15 protein-coding genes and 1 tRNA gene are annotated in these 16052 nt (G+C 56.0%); 4 read left to right on the top strand and 12 right to left on the bottom strand.

Annotated features, from left to right (window positions below; genetic code table 11):
• Positions 1 to 956: 956 nt before the first annotated feature.
• Complete coding sequence (locus P3T16_RS13060) at positions 957 to 1463, bottom strand: hypothetical protein (protein ID WP_429342614.1); 507 nt, start codon at positions 1461 to 1463, stop codon at positions 957 to 959.
• A 400-nt stretch (positions 1464 to 1863) separates the two neighbouring features.
• On the bottom strand, positions 1864 to 4278 hold the full coding sequence (locus P3T16_RS13055; RefSeq protein WP_429342613.1) for a hypothetical protein: 2415 nt from the start codon (positions 4276 to 4278) through the stop codon (positions 1864 to 1866).
• A 755-nt stretch (positions 4279 to 5033) separates the two neighbouring features.
• Between P3T16_RS13055 and P3T16_RS13050 the strand changes: the two genes are divergently transcribed.
• Together P3T16_RS13050 and P3T16_RS13045 are read left to right on the top strand one after the other, a co-directional pair.
• Positions 5034 to 5393, top strand: coding sequence for a hypothetical protein (locus P3T16_RS13050; protein WP_429342612.1), 360 nt, complete (start codon positions 5034 to 5036; stop codon positions 5391 to 5393).
• Between the two features lie 1140 nt (positions 5394 to 6533).
• A complete protein-coding gene (locus P3T16_RS13045) occupies positions 6534 to 7004 on the top strand; it encodes a hypothetical protein (RefSeq protein ID WP_429342611.1) in 471 nt (156 codons plus the stop codon).
• Between the two features lie 455 nt (positions 7005 to 7459).
• On the opposite strand, the gene P3T16_RS13040 is transcribed toward P3T16_RS13045, so the two are convergent.
• From P3T16_RS13040 to P3T16_RS12995, 10 genes are all read right to left on the bottom strand, one after another.
• A complete protein-coding gene (locus P3T16_RS13040; protein ID WP_429342610.1) occupies positions 7460 to 7966 on the bottom strand; it encodes a hypothetical protein in 507 nt (168 codons plus the stop codon).
• A gap of 4 nt (positions 7967 to 7970) precedes the next feature.
• Positions 7971 to 8477: a hypothetical protein gene (locus P3T16_RS13035; RefSeq protein WP_429342609.1), complete on the bottom strand. Its 507-nt coding sequence runs from the start codon at positions 8475 to 8477 to the stop codon at positions 7971 to 7973.
• 2 nt (positions 8478 to 8479) lie between these two features.
• Positions 8480 to 8716: a hypothetical protein gene (locus tag P3T16_RS13030; protein WP_429342608.1), complete on the bottom strand. Its 237-nt coding sequence runs from the start codon at positions 8714 to 8716 to the stop codon at positions 8480 to 8482.
• The gene (locus P3T16_RS13025; RefSeq protein WP_429342607.1) at positions 8713 to 9225 is read right to left on the bottom strand and encodes a hypothetical protein; all 513 of its coding nucleotides are present in this window, start codon (positions 9223 to 9225) and stop codon (positions 8713 to 8715) included. The genes P3T16_RS13030 and P3T16_RS13025 overlap by 4 nt, the downstream gene beginning before the upstream one ends.
• A gap of 105 nt (positions 9226 to 9330) precedes the next feature.
• Positions 9331 to 9762 (bottom strand): DUF29 domain-containing protein, encoded by a 432-nt coding sequence (locus P3T16_RS13020; protein WP_429342606.1) that lies wholly within the window; start codon positions 9760 to 9762, stop codon positions 9331 to 9333.
• 143 nt (positions 9763 to 9905) lie between these two features.
• A complete protein-coding gene (locus P3T16_RS13015) occupies positions 9906 to 10979 on the bottom strand; it encodes a site-specific integrase (protein WP_429342605.1) in 1074 nt (357 codons plus the stop codon).
• A 158-nt stretch (positions 10980 to 11137) separates the two neighbouring features.
• Positions 11138 to 11212: transfer RNA gene (locus P3T16_RS13010), tRNA-Val, on the bottom strand.
• A 48-nt stretch (positions 11213 to 11260) separates the two neighbouring features.
• A complete protein-coding gene (gene dnaQ / locus P3T16_RS13005) occupies positions 11261 to 12007 on the bottom strand; it encodes a DNA polymerase III subunit epsilon (RefSeq protein ID WP_429342604.1) in 747 nt (248 codons plus the stop codon).
• Positions 12008 to 12059: 52 nt separating this feature from the next.
• Entirely contained in the window at positions 12060 to 12497 is a 438-nt protein-coding gene (rnhA, locus tag P3T16_RS13000) for a ribonuclease HI (RefSeq protein WP_429342603.1), read from the bottom strand.
• Complete coding sequence (locus tag P3T16_RS12995) at positions 12494 to 13321, bottom strand: class I SAM-dependent methyltransferase (RefSeq protein ID WP_429256773.1); 828 nt, start codon at positions 13319 to 13321, stop codon at positions 12494 to 12496. The genes rnhA and P3T16_RS12995 overlap by 4 nt, the downstream gene beginning before the upstream one ends.
• 19 nt (positions 13322 to 13340) lie before the next feature.
• Between P3T16_RS12995 and gloB the strand changes: the two genes are divergently transcribed.
• Both gloB and P3T16_RS12985 read left to right on the top strand, forming a co-directional pair.
• Positions 13341 to 14138 (top strand): hydroxyacylglutathione hydrolase, encoded by a 798-nt coding sequence (gene gloB, locus P3T16_RS12990; protein ID WP_429342602.1) that lies wholly within the window; start codon positions 13341 to 13343, stop codon positions 14136 to 14138.
• 154 nt (positions 14139 to 14292) lie between these two features.
• Positions 14293 to 15987: a transglycosylase SLT domain-containing protein gene (locus tag P3T16_RS12985; RefSeq protein WP_429342601.1), complete on the top strand. Its 1695-nt coding sequence runs from the start codon at positions 14293 to 14295 to the stop codon at positions 15985 to 15987.
• Positions 15988 to 16052: the final 65 nt, after the last annotated feature.

Genomic DNA, 16052 nt, shown 5'->3' with positions numbered 1-16052 from the left:
AGACCGTTGTCCGTGCAATATGGTGGAAGGTTTGCAGATGACCCGAACGAGTGTAGACGTGGACCGTATAGCAGCTGCGCCTATGGCCAAACCTGTGCAGACGGATTCAGCAATTTCAAGTATCAGGCAGAAAGCGAAAATAATAAGGAATTAAAGGTTTGCGCTATCTTTAAACACTGGGTTACTGAGTCAGGTCGATGTGGCGCAATGCTTATTAATGGAGTCACTCCGCGTTAGTTCTCGTATCAGTAGACTCTGTTGTAGCGGTTTTCAAGTCCGCATCCGCTCGAAGTGATAGCTGACATTTGTGGCCGCCCGGGTGTGAGTATCGGGAAAGCGATCTACAACCGCCTCATAGATGCCGGTACATGGATTTCGGGTATGGCCGAGAAGCGGCTTCGGTCTGCCAAAATTCAAAGTCCGTTTGCTGGGCTTATCCGACGTCCGGATGCCCTGTTGACGGTGCCGGCGAACGACGGTTCATGGCCGGCTGCCGTCCCACGCAGACAGCAGAGGTCGACCCGGATGGGGATGTTGGGGCAGCGACGGGTGAATGGCCGCGTCAGACGTTCCTCGGCCATCGACGTCCTCACGGCAGGCGACCAATGTGCGGCCCCGTGTTTGGATCGGGAAGCGAACTCGGCATGGGGTTTATAGCAACGGAAACTATCTCTATATCCGTAACGGTCGACCGGTCGCGGCTCGGACGGGCGGCTAACGCATTGAGAGGTTCACAAAACAACGGGCGCCCTTGAAGGCGCCGGCTACGTCGCGTCTCGAGTGATCAAAGCACCGGCTACAGCAGATCTCACGAATAGTTGCGCCACACAGCATCGTCGATCCGCTCTCGGCCGACTCGATCTCCTTCATGCGGGGCTTATATGTCGTGGCGGCGCCTTTCACGGTAACAAGTCGAATAAAAAGTGCCGAGCGCACGGTAGGGATGGCGATGCACTCTATCGTTTGTTTGCGAAAAGATACCCGTCTTCTCCCAGTATAAAATTGCTAACAAATGTCCCGCCGTTTATTGTGCCATTTCCACAAAATTCGCCGACGCCACCTTTGCAGGTGTAATCAAAATTACCCCAATTGAGCAAGATTCCGCCATTCTGTAGTGTGGACCGTCTCAATACATCGTTCAGGCCAAGATCTGTCCTGTTTCGCCAAAGGGCACCACTGAAGTTGATTTCCCGCAATAATTCTGTGGCAGTGCTGGCGTTCTCTCTTTCAAATTGAGCGAAGTGCGACAACATAGATTGTATTTCTCTTTTGTTTTTTTGCAGAACAACGACATATTCCTTTGCGTCTCTGCATACAAAAAATAGCTCGGGTGGTATGGTATTGACGACCGTCGTTTCGTGGATTCTGACTTGTGGATATTTCAGCTTGAATGTTTCAACTATTTTCATCCATTTCGGGGTGTTTCCATGTAGGTTGATTCGATCCAAAAGACGATCAAACATAATGGCCTCGTTTGGTTAAATTCTATTTCTCACGTCAAGCACCAAGTTCACCGGGTATGGATCTCCATTTTCAATAGTATCACTAAGGATGGCGGCGTCGAGAATGAGCAACGCGAGTTGCGCGTCAAGCCATCGTTTGCCGGAGCCGGGAAGCAGGTGTGGTCCGCTCGATTATCCACCGATGACTGCTGAGACGTTCCTGGGCTCTCACTGCCCGTGCAAGGAATGGCTAGTCGCAATGCTCCGCCGGTGGCAAGTGCAAGTATCGTTTGACCGATGACCGGCCCAGTATGGAGCGGCCATTTAGGCCCGCTAACTGTAAGAAGGCCCTAGCTTTGCCACCCCGTTCGAACAGCATTCCGCGGGTTGCGTCATTTAGTAGAGAGCGCGCCAGGTGCATTTATGATCCACCGATCCACCGATTACGCAAAGCGCTTCGAAGCTCCCTTTGACTATCGTATGAATTCGTAGACGGGACGAAGCAGAACGCGGCATCTTCGTCTAGGCAATACGAAATAAACGCTGCGGCCAGTTCGCGCCATGAATCGCCCGTCATCTTGCCTTTTACCTCCCAAAGAGATTGAATACGATCCTTGTTTGCGCCAATTCGCAAGGGGGTAGCAATAGCGTTTTCAATAATATAGTTCATGTTAGAAACTCCCCATTCAAGATGAATCTTTCCTGAAGGCGTGATTCGAAGCCTGCTGGATTCATTCAGGGCCGCCTCGATCGGACTATAAGGATCGACTAACCGCGCGTCCGATAATGCTTGCGCGTGAGCTTTAATTGCGGAGCGCGCAAATCCCATAGAGTCGAAATATTCAAATATCTTTTCAAGTGAGATGTGTGAATTGTCAGTATCGGCACGCTGCTCAATGTCCAGCATCAATCTAAGAATGGAAAGCCTAAGAAGTGGGCTAGTGATTTTACCACCACTAACTTGATAGATGCCCAGCACAAAATCGCTAGAATCAACGTTAAAATGATTTGAATCGCCACACAAAATGGCATAGTTTACTTGCCGCTGATGGATTTGAACCGCTCCATCGGTGAAGTAAAGCTTTATCAGCTCTTCAATCCTTATATGCGGGGATGTCATGATCCGCTTGGATAATTGCAGGCTTCTGCGAACATCGAAATTCGCCAGACCACCAATGATCCTTGATTGGCCTTCGTTGCCAATGAAAACTTCTTCTATACAGGCGGCAAAAGCTTTGATGTCTTTTATGCTTAGACGAATCCCCTTGCTTAAGAAATACTCTTTCCGCTCGGCCGTTTCGTCATCACCTGCTTTATCCTTGATGAAATTTACGCGTTTCGCCAATACCTCTTTCATTGCCGGCACTGGCAGGAAAAAGGAAGTTGTCTCGTACGACTGTAGTGGGCCGTGTTTCGATAGTTGCCATATCGTTCGATCAGTGATCGGACATATGATAAAACTGAAAATCCGTCGATATATTGATTGGGCGTACTGGAAGACCTTCTCTTGAAACTGTTCATCAAAGTGGTCAGTGTTATCAAATATCAAACAAGGCATTTTCTTACGATTTGCGACCACATCGGATAGCAGGGCAAGAATGTACGAATGCGGATCATCTTTTCGCATCCGCTCAAGATAATCGCCGAATTTCTCCTTAAACGCTACTTTGTTCGATCCATACAGTACCTTATGCGGGCCATCACGCCATCTCTGATATTCGCTATAAAATACACCTTGCAATTGTTCGTATGTCGCTCGCCCATTAGAGAACAAAGCAACTTCCAAGGCATCAAGTAGTTGCTTATCGATCCACGGGACTATGCTGTCTTTGTGACCCGGCGATGTTCCCACGTCTATGGTTAATACGACGCATCGCTCAAGCAATGGTTTTGACAGAATTTGATTAAAAAAGCGACTGATGAAGGTGGATTTTCCAGCGCCTTTGTTTCCAATGATAAGGACGAATTCACCATTTTGTGAGTCGACTGCGCTTTCTAAACGTTCAACCAGTTCCGCGCCCGATTCAGATGACATCAACTCCAAGCGATTTATCAAAGCGTTCGATATTTTTTCAAGGCTTATATCAGCTTCACGGCTTTCTTTCGATTCTACAAAGCAATTCTCTACCATCTCTCGATCAGTATCCCCTGACATTGAGCTAAAGAATTGTTTGAACATCCCGTCGAGATCGTGGGCTAATTTCGATCGAGCGAGAAGCTTGTAGTCTCCATCGCGGAGTATCGGCTTTAGAGTTTCAGCTGACTGTATTGTCAGTCCTTCAGCCTCTTTTATACGAATTTGATAGCGCTCTTCCAGAACGGCGTCTCTTGAAAAAAGATCCCAGAATATTGGAAATTCGTTCGAGATTGAGTCTAGCGTAGGAAAAACTATAACCTTTCCCTCAGCTGGTTTCACCCCTTTTCGAATTGCCCAATATGCAATCCATTCCATCCCATTCGTCAATAGTGAAAAATGAACTCCGTTGTCAAGACAGTAGCCTTGGGCTTGCGAGAGACCTGGCTGGGCGGACTTGAGACCGCTGCTTTTGGCTGTTAGGTATTGGACGTGACTCACACGCGTGTCAACCAGCATTGAACCCGAGCGTTTTGCCTCGACGACCATACGCTCTCGGCTATCAGCACTCAGGATGTAATCGGCAAACCCGGATTCGCCGTAGGCTTCCAAGTTGAAGTCGCCTAGCTTGTCCCATCCAAGCACCTCAGTCAGTATGGTATCGATTAGGTGAAACCTAGTATTGGCTTCGTTCTCGATATTCGGCGCATTGCCTGCCCAAGCAGAACACAGAGCATCTAACTTGGCTTTAGCATCGTCCATGTTTGTGTGCATCGTCCTATCCCCCGTTGCAATTTGAGCCACTGCAGATAGTAACTGCCTGATCCTGCTTAACGGTAGCCCAATCTCGTTTTTAGCATCCAAGTCTGTCAGCCTCGCCTTCCTGCGGATGTGAGCTTTTGAAAGCCACCTTCGTGCGACGGCTCCTCCGTTGCAGCAGGGCAGGAGCGGATACAGGTGCGGCAGACATTTAGAACGGGAAATGTCTGCTTCCGGGGCGCAGCAGACGCTCGGATGTCCAGTGAAACTGGCACGCCGACGGCCGAACTTGGGCCGATCTCTGCCTGCCGGCGATCGGCCCTACTCGGTCCGATATAGGGTCGCTCGATAACGACCAATGAAGCGGCCGTTCCCATGATTAGCCTAACCAGCTTAAACATACGTCCTTCGGCAAGTATCCGATGGTGACGCGGCCAAGTATCGTCAACTTGGCTAGAAACCGGGCAGAGACCTGTCTCACGGCTTGTACACCTGATTACAGATTGAATCCTTGACATCCTATCCGCCCACACCTACCTTCAATTGATTGTCAGCGTACGTAACATCACGCCCCGCGCCGATTTGCATGAGCCTGTTGGAATAGGGGATTTGTAACCAAAAGCGTTTAGCATACCGCCGCGTCAGCGATCGCGCATTGCTCGAACGCCCTTGTCAATCCGTAATGATGAACGGTGAACTTGGCCAAAAATGATGCTCGTGGTTGCAGCATAAACGTATCTCCACGAAGGAGACATTTCATGCCTTTCGAATACGTAACGAGCACGGTATCATTGTTAGTCAACGACGGAATTGCAGTCCACGTCCTCAATAACGGCGCTAGCACGGAACGCGCGCGCATTCAGTTTTTCGAAAACACCGGCGCCGGAGCAGTCCAAGTTGCGGATAGCGGCGACATCGAATTTATTGCGACAGGGGCAGGGGGGACTGGTCTTACTGTACAAAAATCAGGCGAGTATTGGGTCAGAATTCGTGTAAGTAGCGAGTTTCTAGTTGCACAGGTCTCCTTCGAAAGACTCGACGGAACAAGTCGGAATCCGATCATTGTCTATTCGCCGCGTGACTTCGCCGTATTCGAACTTCCTCATAGAATATGGTAGCGCTGACCTTGCCTTCCCACTACGCCACATGGATGTTAATGACCTTTCCCCATGACGCACCACGGAATCAGAGCCACGTTTTTGAAGTGGGCATTTCCGGGCGATAGCACTAATCGAGTCGGTGTGCGGCGCTCCGCCTTAATCAGATCATTACCGCTCAATCAACACTCGGCGGCACAAAGCGAATCCTTCGCTGTTGGTGGCCAGAGACAAGCATAAAGTGCTATTGGTCCCGCGGAGCGCGCAAAGCCCTACCGTCATTTGCTGAGGGGGTAGCGTGAGCTAGAGTCGACCGTCCGGCGTGCGCCTTTCTGTGCCTCTGTCGAATGACCGAAAGTGGCCGCCCCATTACGGTCACTCGACACGTGGGCGGCGTAGGTCTCCTCTCAAACTACAACGGTCAATCTCCCTCTGTCCTCGCAATCTGTATCGCCCATTTTCGGTCATTCGCCCATGCGGGCGGAAGGGCTCGAAGAAAGTCTGCAGGGTGGCCGGTGCGCCGCTCTCTATTTCTATCGTTTCTGTGCGCTAGCGCACACTCATCAATCTGGGCCGGCTTGGCTTTCAATCAATACGATCTATGCTTTCACGAAGATGACAGGCAGTCCGATGGTCTCGATATCGCATTCAAGAGGCGACGTGCAGGCGTATTCATTTTTTTCTGATTGAAAGGGGTGAAAAATGGAAAATAAAAGTGCAGTTATAGAAGCATCGCTGGAAGACGTCGAGAGAGCTGATAACGCGTACGTTGTCATTGCACCGTTTGGATTTAAGAAGATTGAAATAGGATCCAAAAAATTCTTACAGGCTATGACTAGAGAGGAGCTTATTCAAAACCTCCGTGAATCTCCAGATGGCCGCCACGCTAAATTGCTCGCCGACCTCGAAGCAGGTATTGAACAGGTAGCGGGACGCTGCGTCCCCTCGTCTGGCGGCGCTCTATGCCGCGTTATTCAAGGGTGCAGACAATGTGACCCAGAGCCTGCTGGAGGCGGAGGCTGGCTTTGCTACTGTATTCCATAATTCATGATTCGCGGTTCGAATTTTTTTGTATCACTTGAGTATCTGCATTTAAAAATTAACTGAAGCAAATGCAAGTTGCCGTCGCATTCGCGAGGGCATTCATATTGGAGACGCGCGATGACAACAATCAAAACTCCGACATCTGCTGATGAGATGCAGAATGCACAAACGCAGCCTGATGATGCAGTAATTGTTAAACGAACAAAGTTTCCAAAGATTTCGTTAGAGCCGACATTCTCTGACCTTCAAATGGTTGGTGAATCTCTGCGGGTAATTATCCGGTCATGGGAGTTCCACTGGCATCGCAACGTAGTCGGTTATGCCGAGACGACGTTCAACGGATCTGCGCAACTCGTGCGTCCAGACGGAACAATCGTTCACTGGAATCTGGTGGAAAGCTGGTCGCACGATGACTGTGGAGCGACTACCGCAGATGCGCGTTGGTACAAGGCTTCAAGTAACACGGACACAAATTCATTCGGCTGGGGTACTAAAGAGCACGAATCGCAGTACGTAAGCGCGCTCCTGCGATTTACTGGCCCAAATGGCGCATGGACCGCCATGATTTCTTCGGAAAACTGCGGCTAGCCCGTAAACGCTCTGTCGTACTGGTAACTTACAAAAAGTGGATTCGAGCCACCGCGACGGACGTCTGTATCGGCTTGCCGAGCAGAGCGTGCGGCGGACGGCCGTTTAGGCAGGCTTGTCGTGATCGAGCGCGATCTCGACTGCCTTGGAAATCATCGCGCCTGCTCTGATCCAAAGGGCCCGAGATGGGGACATAAAGCTTCCCGCCCGGCTCAAAGAGGATTGCCTGCGCATATGTGTCGAACCGCAATATGAATCGTTTCGCAACGCGTCATGCTCGCCTCCGTTTCGGAAGATAGTTCCCTCCCAAATGGGAGTGTCGGAAGAGCGCAAGTTGGTCGAAAGTACTTTCAAAATCGTATCCCGTGACTCGTCCTGATCGTCGTTGACACCCCTGCATACCCTCACGAGCGCGCGCTTTTAGGGTTTGCGCCTTGGGGTGAAATGGTGGCGCTTCACCTGAACGCGCAGGCGTTCGCGCGGGCGTCGTACAGCGCGTGATGTTCCCCGCCGTGTTGCGCGAAATACGTCGCAAGTCGGGCGGCATCAAGCCGGTTAAAGATGTTTTCCGTTTTCCATCCGCGTGGCAGCGTACCGCCAATCAGGTGCGTCAGGAGCTGCAGATCGCCGAGGTAATCGAAGCACAGAACCGGCTTTGGTTTCGTTGGCACCTCGTTCAACCATGCCATCAGTTCGCTTCGCAACTGGGAGAGCGGCATCGATCGGCCCGGAATTTTGCCAAGCTGCGGCAGCACGACTTCGCGCACGAAGTCGCTACACAGTGGGCGCTCGAAGTCCGAGCACTCGCCGTAGAATTCTCGCCCGTTCTCTCCCACGATCGCCACGCTGATGAGCTGGCAGGCGTCGAAAGCCGTGAACTCGGTGTCAAGAAAATAGCGTGGCTTCCACGGGTCGCGTGGTGCATTGATGATTGCTGGGTGTTCGGCCTGTTTGATGTTCATATCGCTACCAACGCGGAAAGCGTCCCTCCAGCCAGCCTTTCCAGTCCGTCGCCCACGCGCACTCACCCACGCCATCGATCACGGGGCAGCACGAGCCGTGCAGCGCCGCGCGAAACGTGTCTTGCCACGGTTGCGGAATGTCGTTCAGACAGACATAGTCCGGTTGCCCGTTGCGCTCAATCACGGGCACTCTTGCAACCAGGATCGCGCGTCGATATTCCGCCGTCAGTTCGCTGAACATGACGCTGTTGCGATGGACCCAGCCCTGCCATACGCCAGGCGTTGATTCTAGGCCGCCGTTGAGCCCGGCCAGTTCGTAGGACTGCCCGGTGACGTCGACGCCCACGCCGGTTTGGGGATCGAAATACTCAATTGCCTCGCTCGCGCAGTAGTGCCCGTACGGCGGTTTTTCGCGGCCGACGAAATGTCGTGTGCCCTTGTCCGTCTCGTAGACGGTCCAATCCGAGAGCTGGACACAAGGTTCTTCGAGGACGGGCGGCGTTGTAGTCATGATCATTCCCACTCGATAACAACGGCCGTTTCGTCGGGGACGAACGGCATGGCTTCGTACATCAAGTCGAGTTCGTTTAGATACTCGCCATCGATGGGTGTTCCAGGGGCAACGCGCCTGACCGGAACGGCGAGAAGACGGCGCAGTGCAGCATAGCCCCGGCCCTCCTGAAGCGGAACAACAACGCACGCGTCAGCCGGAAAGGCGCGCAGGTGTTCGATCAGTTCGGAGACAGTCATAGTAGAGTTCTCCTTTCGTGTTCGACGTGCGCGTCGCAGCGCACGGTGAGCCAGCTACCCCCCCGACGCTCGCCGGGACGGCCGCACAGATCGCAGGCAAGCGTGCTGCGCACCTCAAGCGCCTCGATCGCCGTGTAGGCTTCGTCGGTGACGTGGCCTTCATAGCCGAACACCAACCGGCCCAGTTCTTCCTTGACGACCCCCACCCTGATCCGTTTGCGTGGCCGCAGTTGCTGCAGTTGCTGCAGTCGCTGCGCTTCGGCTTCAAGCAGCCGGGAGATTGCAAGGACAAGCTCATACCAGCCGTCGCCACACTCAAATCGCAGGTCCCTGAACCGGGGCCGGTCGTGCCGGTAGAGCGTCGGGCAGGCCGCGAGGATCGTGGCTTCGAGTTCCTTTTTCATCATCGGCCTTGCGAGATGCGTGTCCAGAGACGAAGTGATTCGGGTGGGCGGGGCGTCGTACAGCGCGTGATGTTCGCCACCGTGTTGCGCGAAATACGCGACCATGCTGTCGTCGCAAGTCGAGACGGTTGAGTGATCCGCAGCCCCTAGTGATCCGCGTTCAATTCGCGTTGCGACGTTGGATGGTTCTTCCTTTGCCCATGTTCGCGACTATTCCGGAAAAAACCCCTCGTCCAAAACTTTCGACGGTGTCCAGGGACAGGTTGCCGGGTAAGGTTCCGTCACCTTACCGGACGCTCTTCGTTCGGCGACCGCGCCTTCCCATGCATCCTGCCAGAAGGTCGCCTTCGCGAGCCATATGGAAAGACTTGGTGTGCGGCGCAATAGTTTGATGGCCTCCCTACGACGAACGATGATCAATGTTCGCAGCTTTTTCGTGCGTCCCTCTGCCGTATGCTCCCACGTCAGCAGATGCCGCAGCACCAACGACATGGCATGATAGAACTGCCCGATCTCTGCAGTGCCTGCTCGTTCCACGAGCAAGATTATGCGTTCAATATCAAGTTGGGCAAAAGAACCGGCGCGCAAAAGCGCAGCCTGTTCGTCAGCCCATGCGATCACATCTTTTTCATAACGAGTCACGTCGATTCTCCCTTGGGGGAATGTCCAATACGACAAGTGGTGTTCCCGCTCCCGTACTCCGCGATAATTTCGTGGCGTCGTGGGTGAAATGGTGGCGGGTGTTGCGTCTGATGCGATTGTCAGTCACGACTCCAAAATCTCTTTCAACCCAGTTTCAGAGCCAGGTCCGATGCGCGAGGATGGTAGTACCGCCTCAAAATTTGCACGGTTTTATGCCCGGTGACGGCTGAAAGTTCCAGCACATTGTCTAGGCGCTCGGCGATGCGTGACGTGGCTTCGTGACGAAGATCGTGGAAATGCAAGTTCTTAATGCCCGCGCGCTCGCAAGCGCGGGTGAAGGACTTCTTTAGCGCCTCGGGTGAGATTAATAGAACGCGGCCGCTGGCGTGACGCGGCTTCTTCGATAGTTCAGTCAGGATTTGTACCGCACGGGTCGAGAGCGGGACGTCCCGAGGCTCCCCGTTTTTAGAATCATGCAATTGCACGTAGCGGTCGGCCAGATGGACGTCAGGCCAGAGCAGACCAAGCAGTTCACTGCGGCGCATGGCGGTCTCGATGGCGAGCATCACGGTGGGTCGGGCGTATTCGTTCCGGCAGCCGCCCGGGGCATATGCTCCCGACGTGGTGCGCGGTTTCACTTCAAGTTGAGCCAGAAGACGTTCTTCCTCGCTGGGAGTTTCTCCATCGGGCCGACGCAATCTGCGACAGCGTGCCCGGTTTTCTTTGGGGCGGCGGATTGCCGAAACCGGGTTGACGGCCACGTGAATGCCCCATTCCTTGGTCGCTACATTAAGGACGTGACTTAGCAGGTTCAGTTCGCGATTGACGGTGGAACCAGAAACGGGTTTCGACTCCAAGTCCCCGGCCAGCCGGCGATCTCGGTAGTCAGCCATGTGCTTGCGACGAAGCTCGGAAACCTTAATCTGGGCGATGGGTTCAGCGCACAGCTTCCGAATTCTCAAAATTTCTAGGTCGCCGCCCTTCTTCTGCGGCGAAATTTTCTCGCTATAACGGAGCAGCAGATCTCCGAGAGTGTTTCGCTCCGCCTCTTTCAGCTCTTTCAGGTCTGCGAGCTCGCCACGGTCCATCTTCGCTTCGACCTGACGCGCCCAAGCGTCCGCCTCGGCTTTAGTGTCAAAGCTGCGATTTTGCCTTGGTTGGCCAAGGCGCCGGATTTCCACTCGCCAGTAGTTGCCGCGTTTCCAGATTGCCGCCATGTGATGCTCCAGACTGTACTTGTCATCATGTTGTGTCTGGGCTAATTTTCGGCTCCGCCCCTTCTCCGCCCTAAAGGCAAAATTCGCGATTTTTGGTGCAAACAAAAAGGCCCTCGACTTTCGTCTGAGGGCCTTTATTTCTGCGGGTCACGCGAATCTGGTGGGTGGTACAGGGATTGAACCTGTGACCCCTGCCGTGTGAAGGCAGTGCTCTACCGCTGAGCTAACCACCCGAAGAGAGCCGAATTATGTCAGACGACTGAAGTGCCGTAAAGCATTTTTTAAGCAGGCTGCGCATCGGCAGCGGTATCGGCCGCCGGCGCCGGTTCGAGACGCCAGATGCTCGTGCCCTTGACGGCCTTGTCGAGGCCATCGAGCACGGATTGATGCTCGGCGAGTTCTTCATCGCTGGCCGCCAGCACGATCAGTTCGAGCGAGTCGATTTTCACGCGCGGCGCGTGAGCATCGCCGCCGCCGGATGTTTCGCCCATCATGTCGATGACGAGGCTTTCCTGGCCGCGCGTCATCGCAAGAAACACTTCCGCGAGCAGTTCCGAGTCGAGCAATGCGCCGTGCAGTGTCCGGTGTGCGTTGCTGATGCCGAAGCGATCGCACAGCGCGTCGAGTGAATTACGCTTGCCCGGGAAAATCGACTTCGCCCGCACCAGCGTGTCGATCACCTCGCCGCAATGCTGGCTGAACGGCGGCAGCCCGAGCAACGCGAACTCGGCGTCAAGAAAACCGATGTCGAACGGTGCGTTGTGGATGATCAGTTCCGCGTCCTGCACGAAATCGCGCAGCGTATTGGCGATTTCAGCGAACTTCGGTTTGTCGCGGAGGAACTCGGTTGTCAGCCCGTGGACGGCAAGGGCGCCCGGATCGCTGTCGCGTTCCGGGTTGACGTAAAAGTGCAGGTTATTGCCCGTCAGCCGGCGGTTGACCAGTTCGACACAACCGATTTCGATGATGCGGTCGCCCGTGCGCGCATTGAGGCCAGTGGTTTCGGTGTCGAGAACAATTTGACGCATGTCGGATCAGCCTGCGTTGGAAAAAGCGATAAAAAAGGGAGTGCGACCGTATTCAGATCGAAGCGACGCCGCGATTCGCCAGCGCGTCGGCGCGTTCGTTTTCCGGGTGCCCTGCGTGGCCTTTCACCCAGCGCCATTCGATCTCATGCTGCTGAACCAAGGCGTCTAACCGCTTCCACAGGTCGGCGTTTTTCACCGGTGTTTTTGCGGCCGTCATCCAGCCCTTCTTTTTCCAGCCGTGGATCCATTCGCTGATGCCTTTCTGCACGTATTGCGAATCGGTGTGCACGACAACCTTGCATGGACGCTTCAACGCTTCGAGCGCTGCGATCACGCCCATCAGTTCCATGCGGTTGTTGGTGGTGAGCGCTTCACCGCCGAACAGTTCCTTTTCCTGCGTGCCGAAGCGCAGCAGCGCACCCCAGCCGCCGGGGCCGGGGTTACCTTTGCAGGCGCCGTCGGTGAAAATTTCGATGATGTCTTGGGTCATTTGCGGTGATTGCGGGTATTCGGAGTGGCGGCGGGCGCGAGCCCGGCGGCGAGAACAGGTTTTTTCACCTTCAATGGGCCGACGAGCCGCATGCCGCGCACGCGCTTGATCGCCGTCACCATGTAGGCCGCGCCGAAGATGGGCCACCAGCGGTCACCGGCGGCTTCCATGAAGGCATAGCGCGCGAGCCACTGATCGCTGACGAGGGGCGGACGATAGCAGCCGAAGCGTCCGCGTTCAAGGTCGAAGCCTAACAGCTTGATCCAGTCCTTCAGACGCGTGAAGGCGATCAGGTCATGCTGGGCGGGCACGAACGGCCGACCGGTGACCTTGCCGAGCGACTGCCGCGCGCCCCACAGCGACAGCGAATTGAAGCCAAGAATAATCAGCTGGCCTTCCGGCATCAGCACGCGCTCGGCTTCGCGCAACAGACGGTGTGGGTCGCTCGTGAATTCGAGCGTGTGCGGCATCACGATCAGGTCGACGCTCTGCGCTTCGAACGGCAGGTCGAGCAGATCGCACCAGACGGTGCTGCGTCCCGCAGGCGCGTGGCGCTCGGCGAGGCTGTGCACGGGGCCGGGCGTGGGCCCGCGCGGGAAGATGTAGGGCGCGCTGCTGCCGCTGGCGGCGTCCAGCACGAGGCCGCGGCAGGGCATGCGGTTCTCGCGCAGCGCGTCGAGCTGCGGCAGGCCAAGCTGCAGCGCGTGGTAGCCGAATATGTCCGACACCACGCGGTCGAGCTGCGCCTGCTCCCACTCGAGCACGTAGCGTCCGGGCGGCGAATCGGTCCAGGCGGGCCAGTCTATAATCGATCGGTCAGACATGTTAAAGAATGCGTCGCCCATGAATTCGCTTGAACTTGAATACGTCCCGGTCCCGGCGTTTGAAGACAATTACATCTGGCTCGTGTCGGACGGCCGCCATGCGGTGGTCGTCGATCCGGGTGAGGCCGAGCCCGTTCGCGCGTATCTGGCGAAGCGGGGGTGGCAACTGAGCGCTATTTTACTCACGCACCATCATCGCGACCACGTCGGCGGAGTGGCCGATCTGCTGAACGGCCAGGCGCTGCCCGTCTACGGCCCGGCCGGCGAAGCGATCGAGCATCTCACGCATCGTCTGAAAAACGGTGATCGCGTGAGCATTGCCGAACCTGCACTCGAATTCGCCGTGCTCGACGTACCCGGCCACACGAGCGGCCACATCGCGTATTTCCAGGCCGCCGACCCGCGCGGCACGCCGCACGTATTCTGCGGCGACACGCTGTTTGCATGTGGCTGCGGCCGGCTTTTCGAAGGCACGCCCGCACAGATGCTCGACTCGCTCGATTCGCTTGCCGCGCTGCCCGGTTCAACTGAAGTGCACTGCGCGCACGAATATACGCTGTCGAACATCCGCTTCGCGCTCGCCTGCGATCCGGACAACCGCGCGCTGCAAGCCTGGCGCGACGAAGCGACCGGGCTGCGGGCCCGCAAGGTGCCTACGCTGCCTACGACGATTGCCCACGAAAAAGCCGTGAATCCGTTCCTGCGGGCCGGCGATCAGGCCATCCAGGCCACGCTCGCGGAACAATTGCACGAATCGGTGCCCGACCGGCTCGCAGCGTTTACATTGATGCGCGAATGGAAAAACCGGTTCCGTTGACCCGCCCCCCAGCACGGTTTTGCTCATGCCAAAAATAGAAAAAATTCGCCAAGCCTAGGATTTGCCAAGGTTTTCCTATATTTCTGATTGACGGAAACAATGCGGTTTCGTACTATCGGCTGCAAATTCCAGTCCTATGGAAGCCGAGATCTTCATGCGATTTATCCTAAGTGCGCTGTTGGTCCTGACGCTCGCCGCATGTGCGAGCTCGGGGCCAACAGCGAATAGCCCGACCACCGCAACGAACCCCGCCACGCAGCAGGCAGTAGCTGACGCCCTCCGCAAGACCGCATCCGCAAAAGAAATCATCAACGTCGATCAAGGCTCCGTCAATCAGTTGACGAGCGCCGATGCCGACCTGTGGGGCCGCATTCGTCGTGGTTATCAGATGCCCGACCTGCAGACCGATCTGGTCGATATGCAGGTCAACTGGTACGCACAGCGTCCCGACTACGTCGAACGCATGACCGTCCGGTCGCAAAAATACCTGTATCACATCGTCGAAGAGCTCGAAGCGCGTCACATGCCGACCGAGCTTGCACTGCTGCCGTTCATCGAATCCGCGTACAGCCCGCAGGCGCTGTCGGTCGCGAAGGCCGCGGGCATGTGGCAGTTCATGCCCGGCACGGGCCGCACGTACAACCTCAAGCAGAACATGTGGCAGGACGAGCGTCGCGACGTGCTCGCGTCGACGAGCGCCGCACTCGACTATCTGTCGCGTCTGCACGACATGTTCGGCGACTGGTATCTCGCGCTCGCCGCGTACAACTGGGGCGAGGGCAACGTGCAGCGCGCGATTGCGCGCAACGAGGCGGCCGGTCTGCCGACTGACTACCAGAGCCTGCGCATGCCGAACGAGACGCGTAACTACGTGCCGAAGCTGCAGGCTGTGAAGAATATCGTCGCGAATCCGCAGATGTATGGCCTGTCGCTGCCGACCATTCCGAATCACCCGTACTTCGTGACGGTCACGACGTCGCACGACATCGACGTCGACACGGCGGCGAAGCTCGCGAACATGTCGACCGACGAGTTCCGCTCGCTGAATCCGTCGTTCAGAAAGCCGGTGATTCTCGGTGCGACGCAACCGCAGATCCTGCTGCCGTTCGATAACGCCAGCGCCTTCGAAACGAACCTCAAGTCGTACAGCGGCTCGCTGTCGTCGTGGACCACGTACACGGTCACCGAGCGCGCGGGCCCGGCTGCGATTGCGCAGAAGATCGGCGTTGACGCGGACACGCTGATGGAAGTCAACAAGATTCCGGCGGGCATGCGTCTGAAGCCGGGCTCGACGATCGTCGTGCCGCGCGGCAACGATGACGACGAAGACATCAGCGCCGACGTCGCCGAAAGCGCTGTGCTCGCGATGGAGCCGGACGTTCCCGATACGCGCAAGATGCTGATCCGCGTGCGCCGCTCGCAGTCGATGGCTTCGCTTGCAGACCGTTATGGCGTTTCCGTCGGGCAGCTGAAGGCCTGGAACCGTACGCACCGCAACCAGGTATCGCCTGGACAGGTGATCGTGCTGCATGTGCCGGTTGGCAAGGCGCTGCCTGCTGAGCCGGGCCCTGTGCTGCGCGCCAGCGCATCGGCGGACGATAGCGGCGGGGTCCAGAAGATCGGCACCGGCGCCGCAGACACGAAGGCCGAATCGCGCTACGATAAGAAGAAGGGTCGTAGCCAGGGCAAGGTCGTCAAGGCTTCGGACCCGGTGAAGGCCAGCGCGTCGACGGGAGCCAGCAGGGGCAAAACGTCGAAGGCGGCGGTTTCATCGGGTGCACCCAGCAAGGCGTCGAAGGCTGCGGGTAGCCGCCCGAAGGCCACAGCCAACGCGCAGAAAGTCAAGTAAATAACAGCGGCACCTGCAGGGGTGACCACATGCGCTGCGGGGGCAGCGCATGAATTACGCTCCGA

It is taken from the genome of Paraburkholderia sp. GAS42 (genome assembly GCF_050436565.1).
Classification (GTDB): domain Bacteria; phylum Pseudomonadota; class Gammaproteobacteria; order Burkholderiales; family Burkholderiaceae; genus Paraburkholderia.
Note: the sequence above shows the minus strand (reverse complement) of the source record. Positions and strands in the feature narration are given on the sequence as shown.

Bases quoted from the DNA above. Each gene is read 5' to 3' on its own strand.
- P3T16_RS13060 (WP_429342614.1), bottom strand. From the start codon at position 1,463: ATGTTTGATCGTCTTTTGGATCGAATCAACCTACATGGAAACACCCCG.
- P3T16_RS13055 (WP_429342613.1), bottom strand. From the start codon at position 4,278: ATGGACGATGCTAAAGCCAAGTTAGATGCTCTGTGTTCTGCTTGGGCA.
- P3T16_RS13050 (WP_429342612.1), top strand. From the start codon at position 5,034: ATGCCTTTCGAATACGTAACGAGCACGGTATCATTGTTAGTCAACGAC.
- P3T16_RS13045 (WP_429342611.1), top strand. From the start codon at position 6,534: ATGACAACAATCAAAACTCCGACATCTGCTGATGAGATGCAGAATGCA.
- P3T16_RS13040 (WP_429342610.1), bottom strand. From the start codon at position 7,966: ATGAACATCAAACAGGCCGAACACCCAGCAATCATCAATGCACCACGC.
- P3T16_RS13035 (WP_429342609.1), bottom strand. From the start codon at position 8,477: ATGACTACAACGCCGCCCGTCCTCGAAGAACCTTGTGTCCAGCTCTCG.
- P3T16_RS13030 (WP_429342608.1), bottom strand. From the start codon at position 8,716: ATGACTGTCTCCGAACTGATCGAACACCTGCGCGCCTTTCCGGCTGAC.
- P3T16_RS13025 (WP_429342607.1), bottom strand. From the start codon at position 9,225: ATGGTCGCGTATTTCGCGCAACACGGTGGCGAACATCACGCGCTGTAC.
- P3T16_RS13015 (WP_429342605.1), bottom strand. From the start codon at position 10,979: ATGGCGGCAATCTGGAAACGCGGCAACTACTGGCGAGTGGAAATCCGG.
- dnaQ (WP_429342604.1), bottom strand. From the start codon at position 12,007: ATGCGTCAAATTGTTCTCGACACCGAAACCACTGGCCTCAATGCGCGC.
- rnhA (WP_429342603.1), bottom strand. From the start codon at position 12,497: ATGACCCAAGACATCATCGAAATTTTCACCGACGGCGCCTGCAAAGGT.
- P3T16_RS12995 (WP_429256773.1), bottom strand. From the start codon at position 13,321: ATGTCTGACCGATCGATTATAGACTGGCCCGCCTGGACCGATTCGCCG.
- gloB (WP_429342602.1), top strand. From the start codon at position 13,341: ATGAATTCGCTTGAACTTGAATACGTCCCGGTCCCGGCGTTTGAAGAC.
- P3T16_RS12985 (WP_429342601.1), top strand. From the start codon at position 14,293: ATGCGATTTATCCTAAGTGCGCTGTTGGTCCTGACGCTCGCCGCATGT.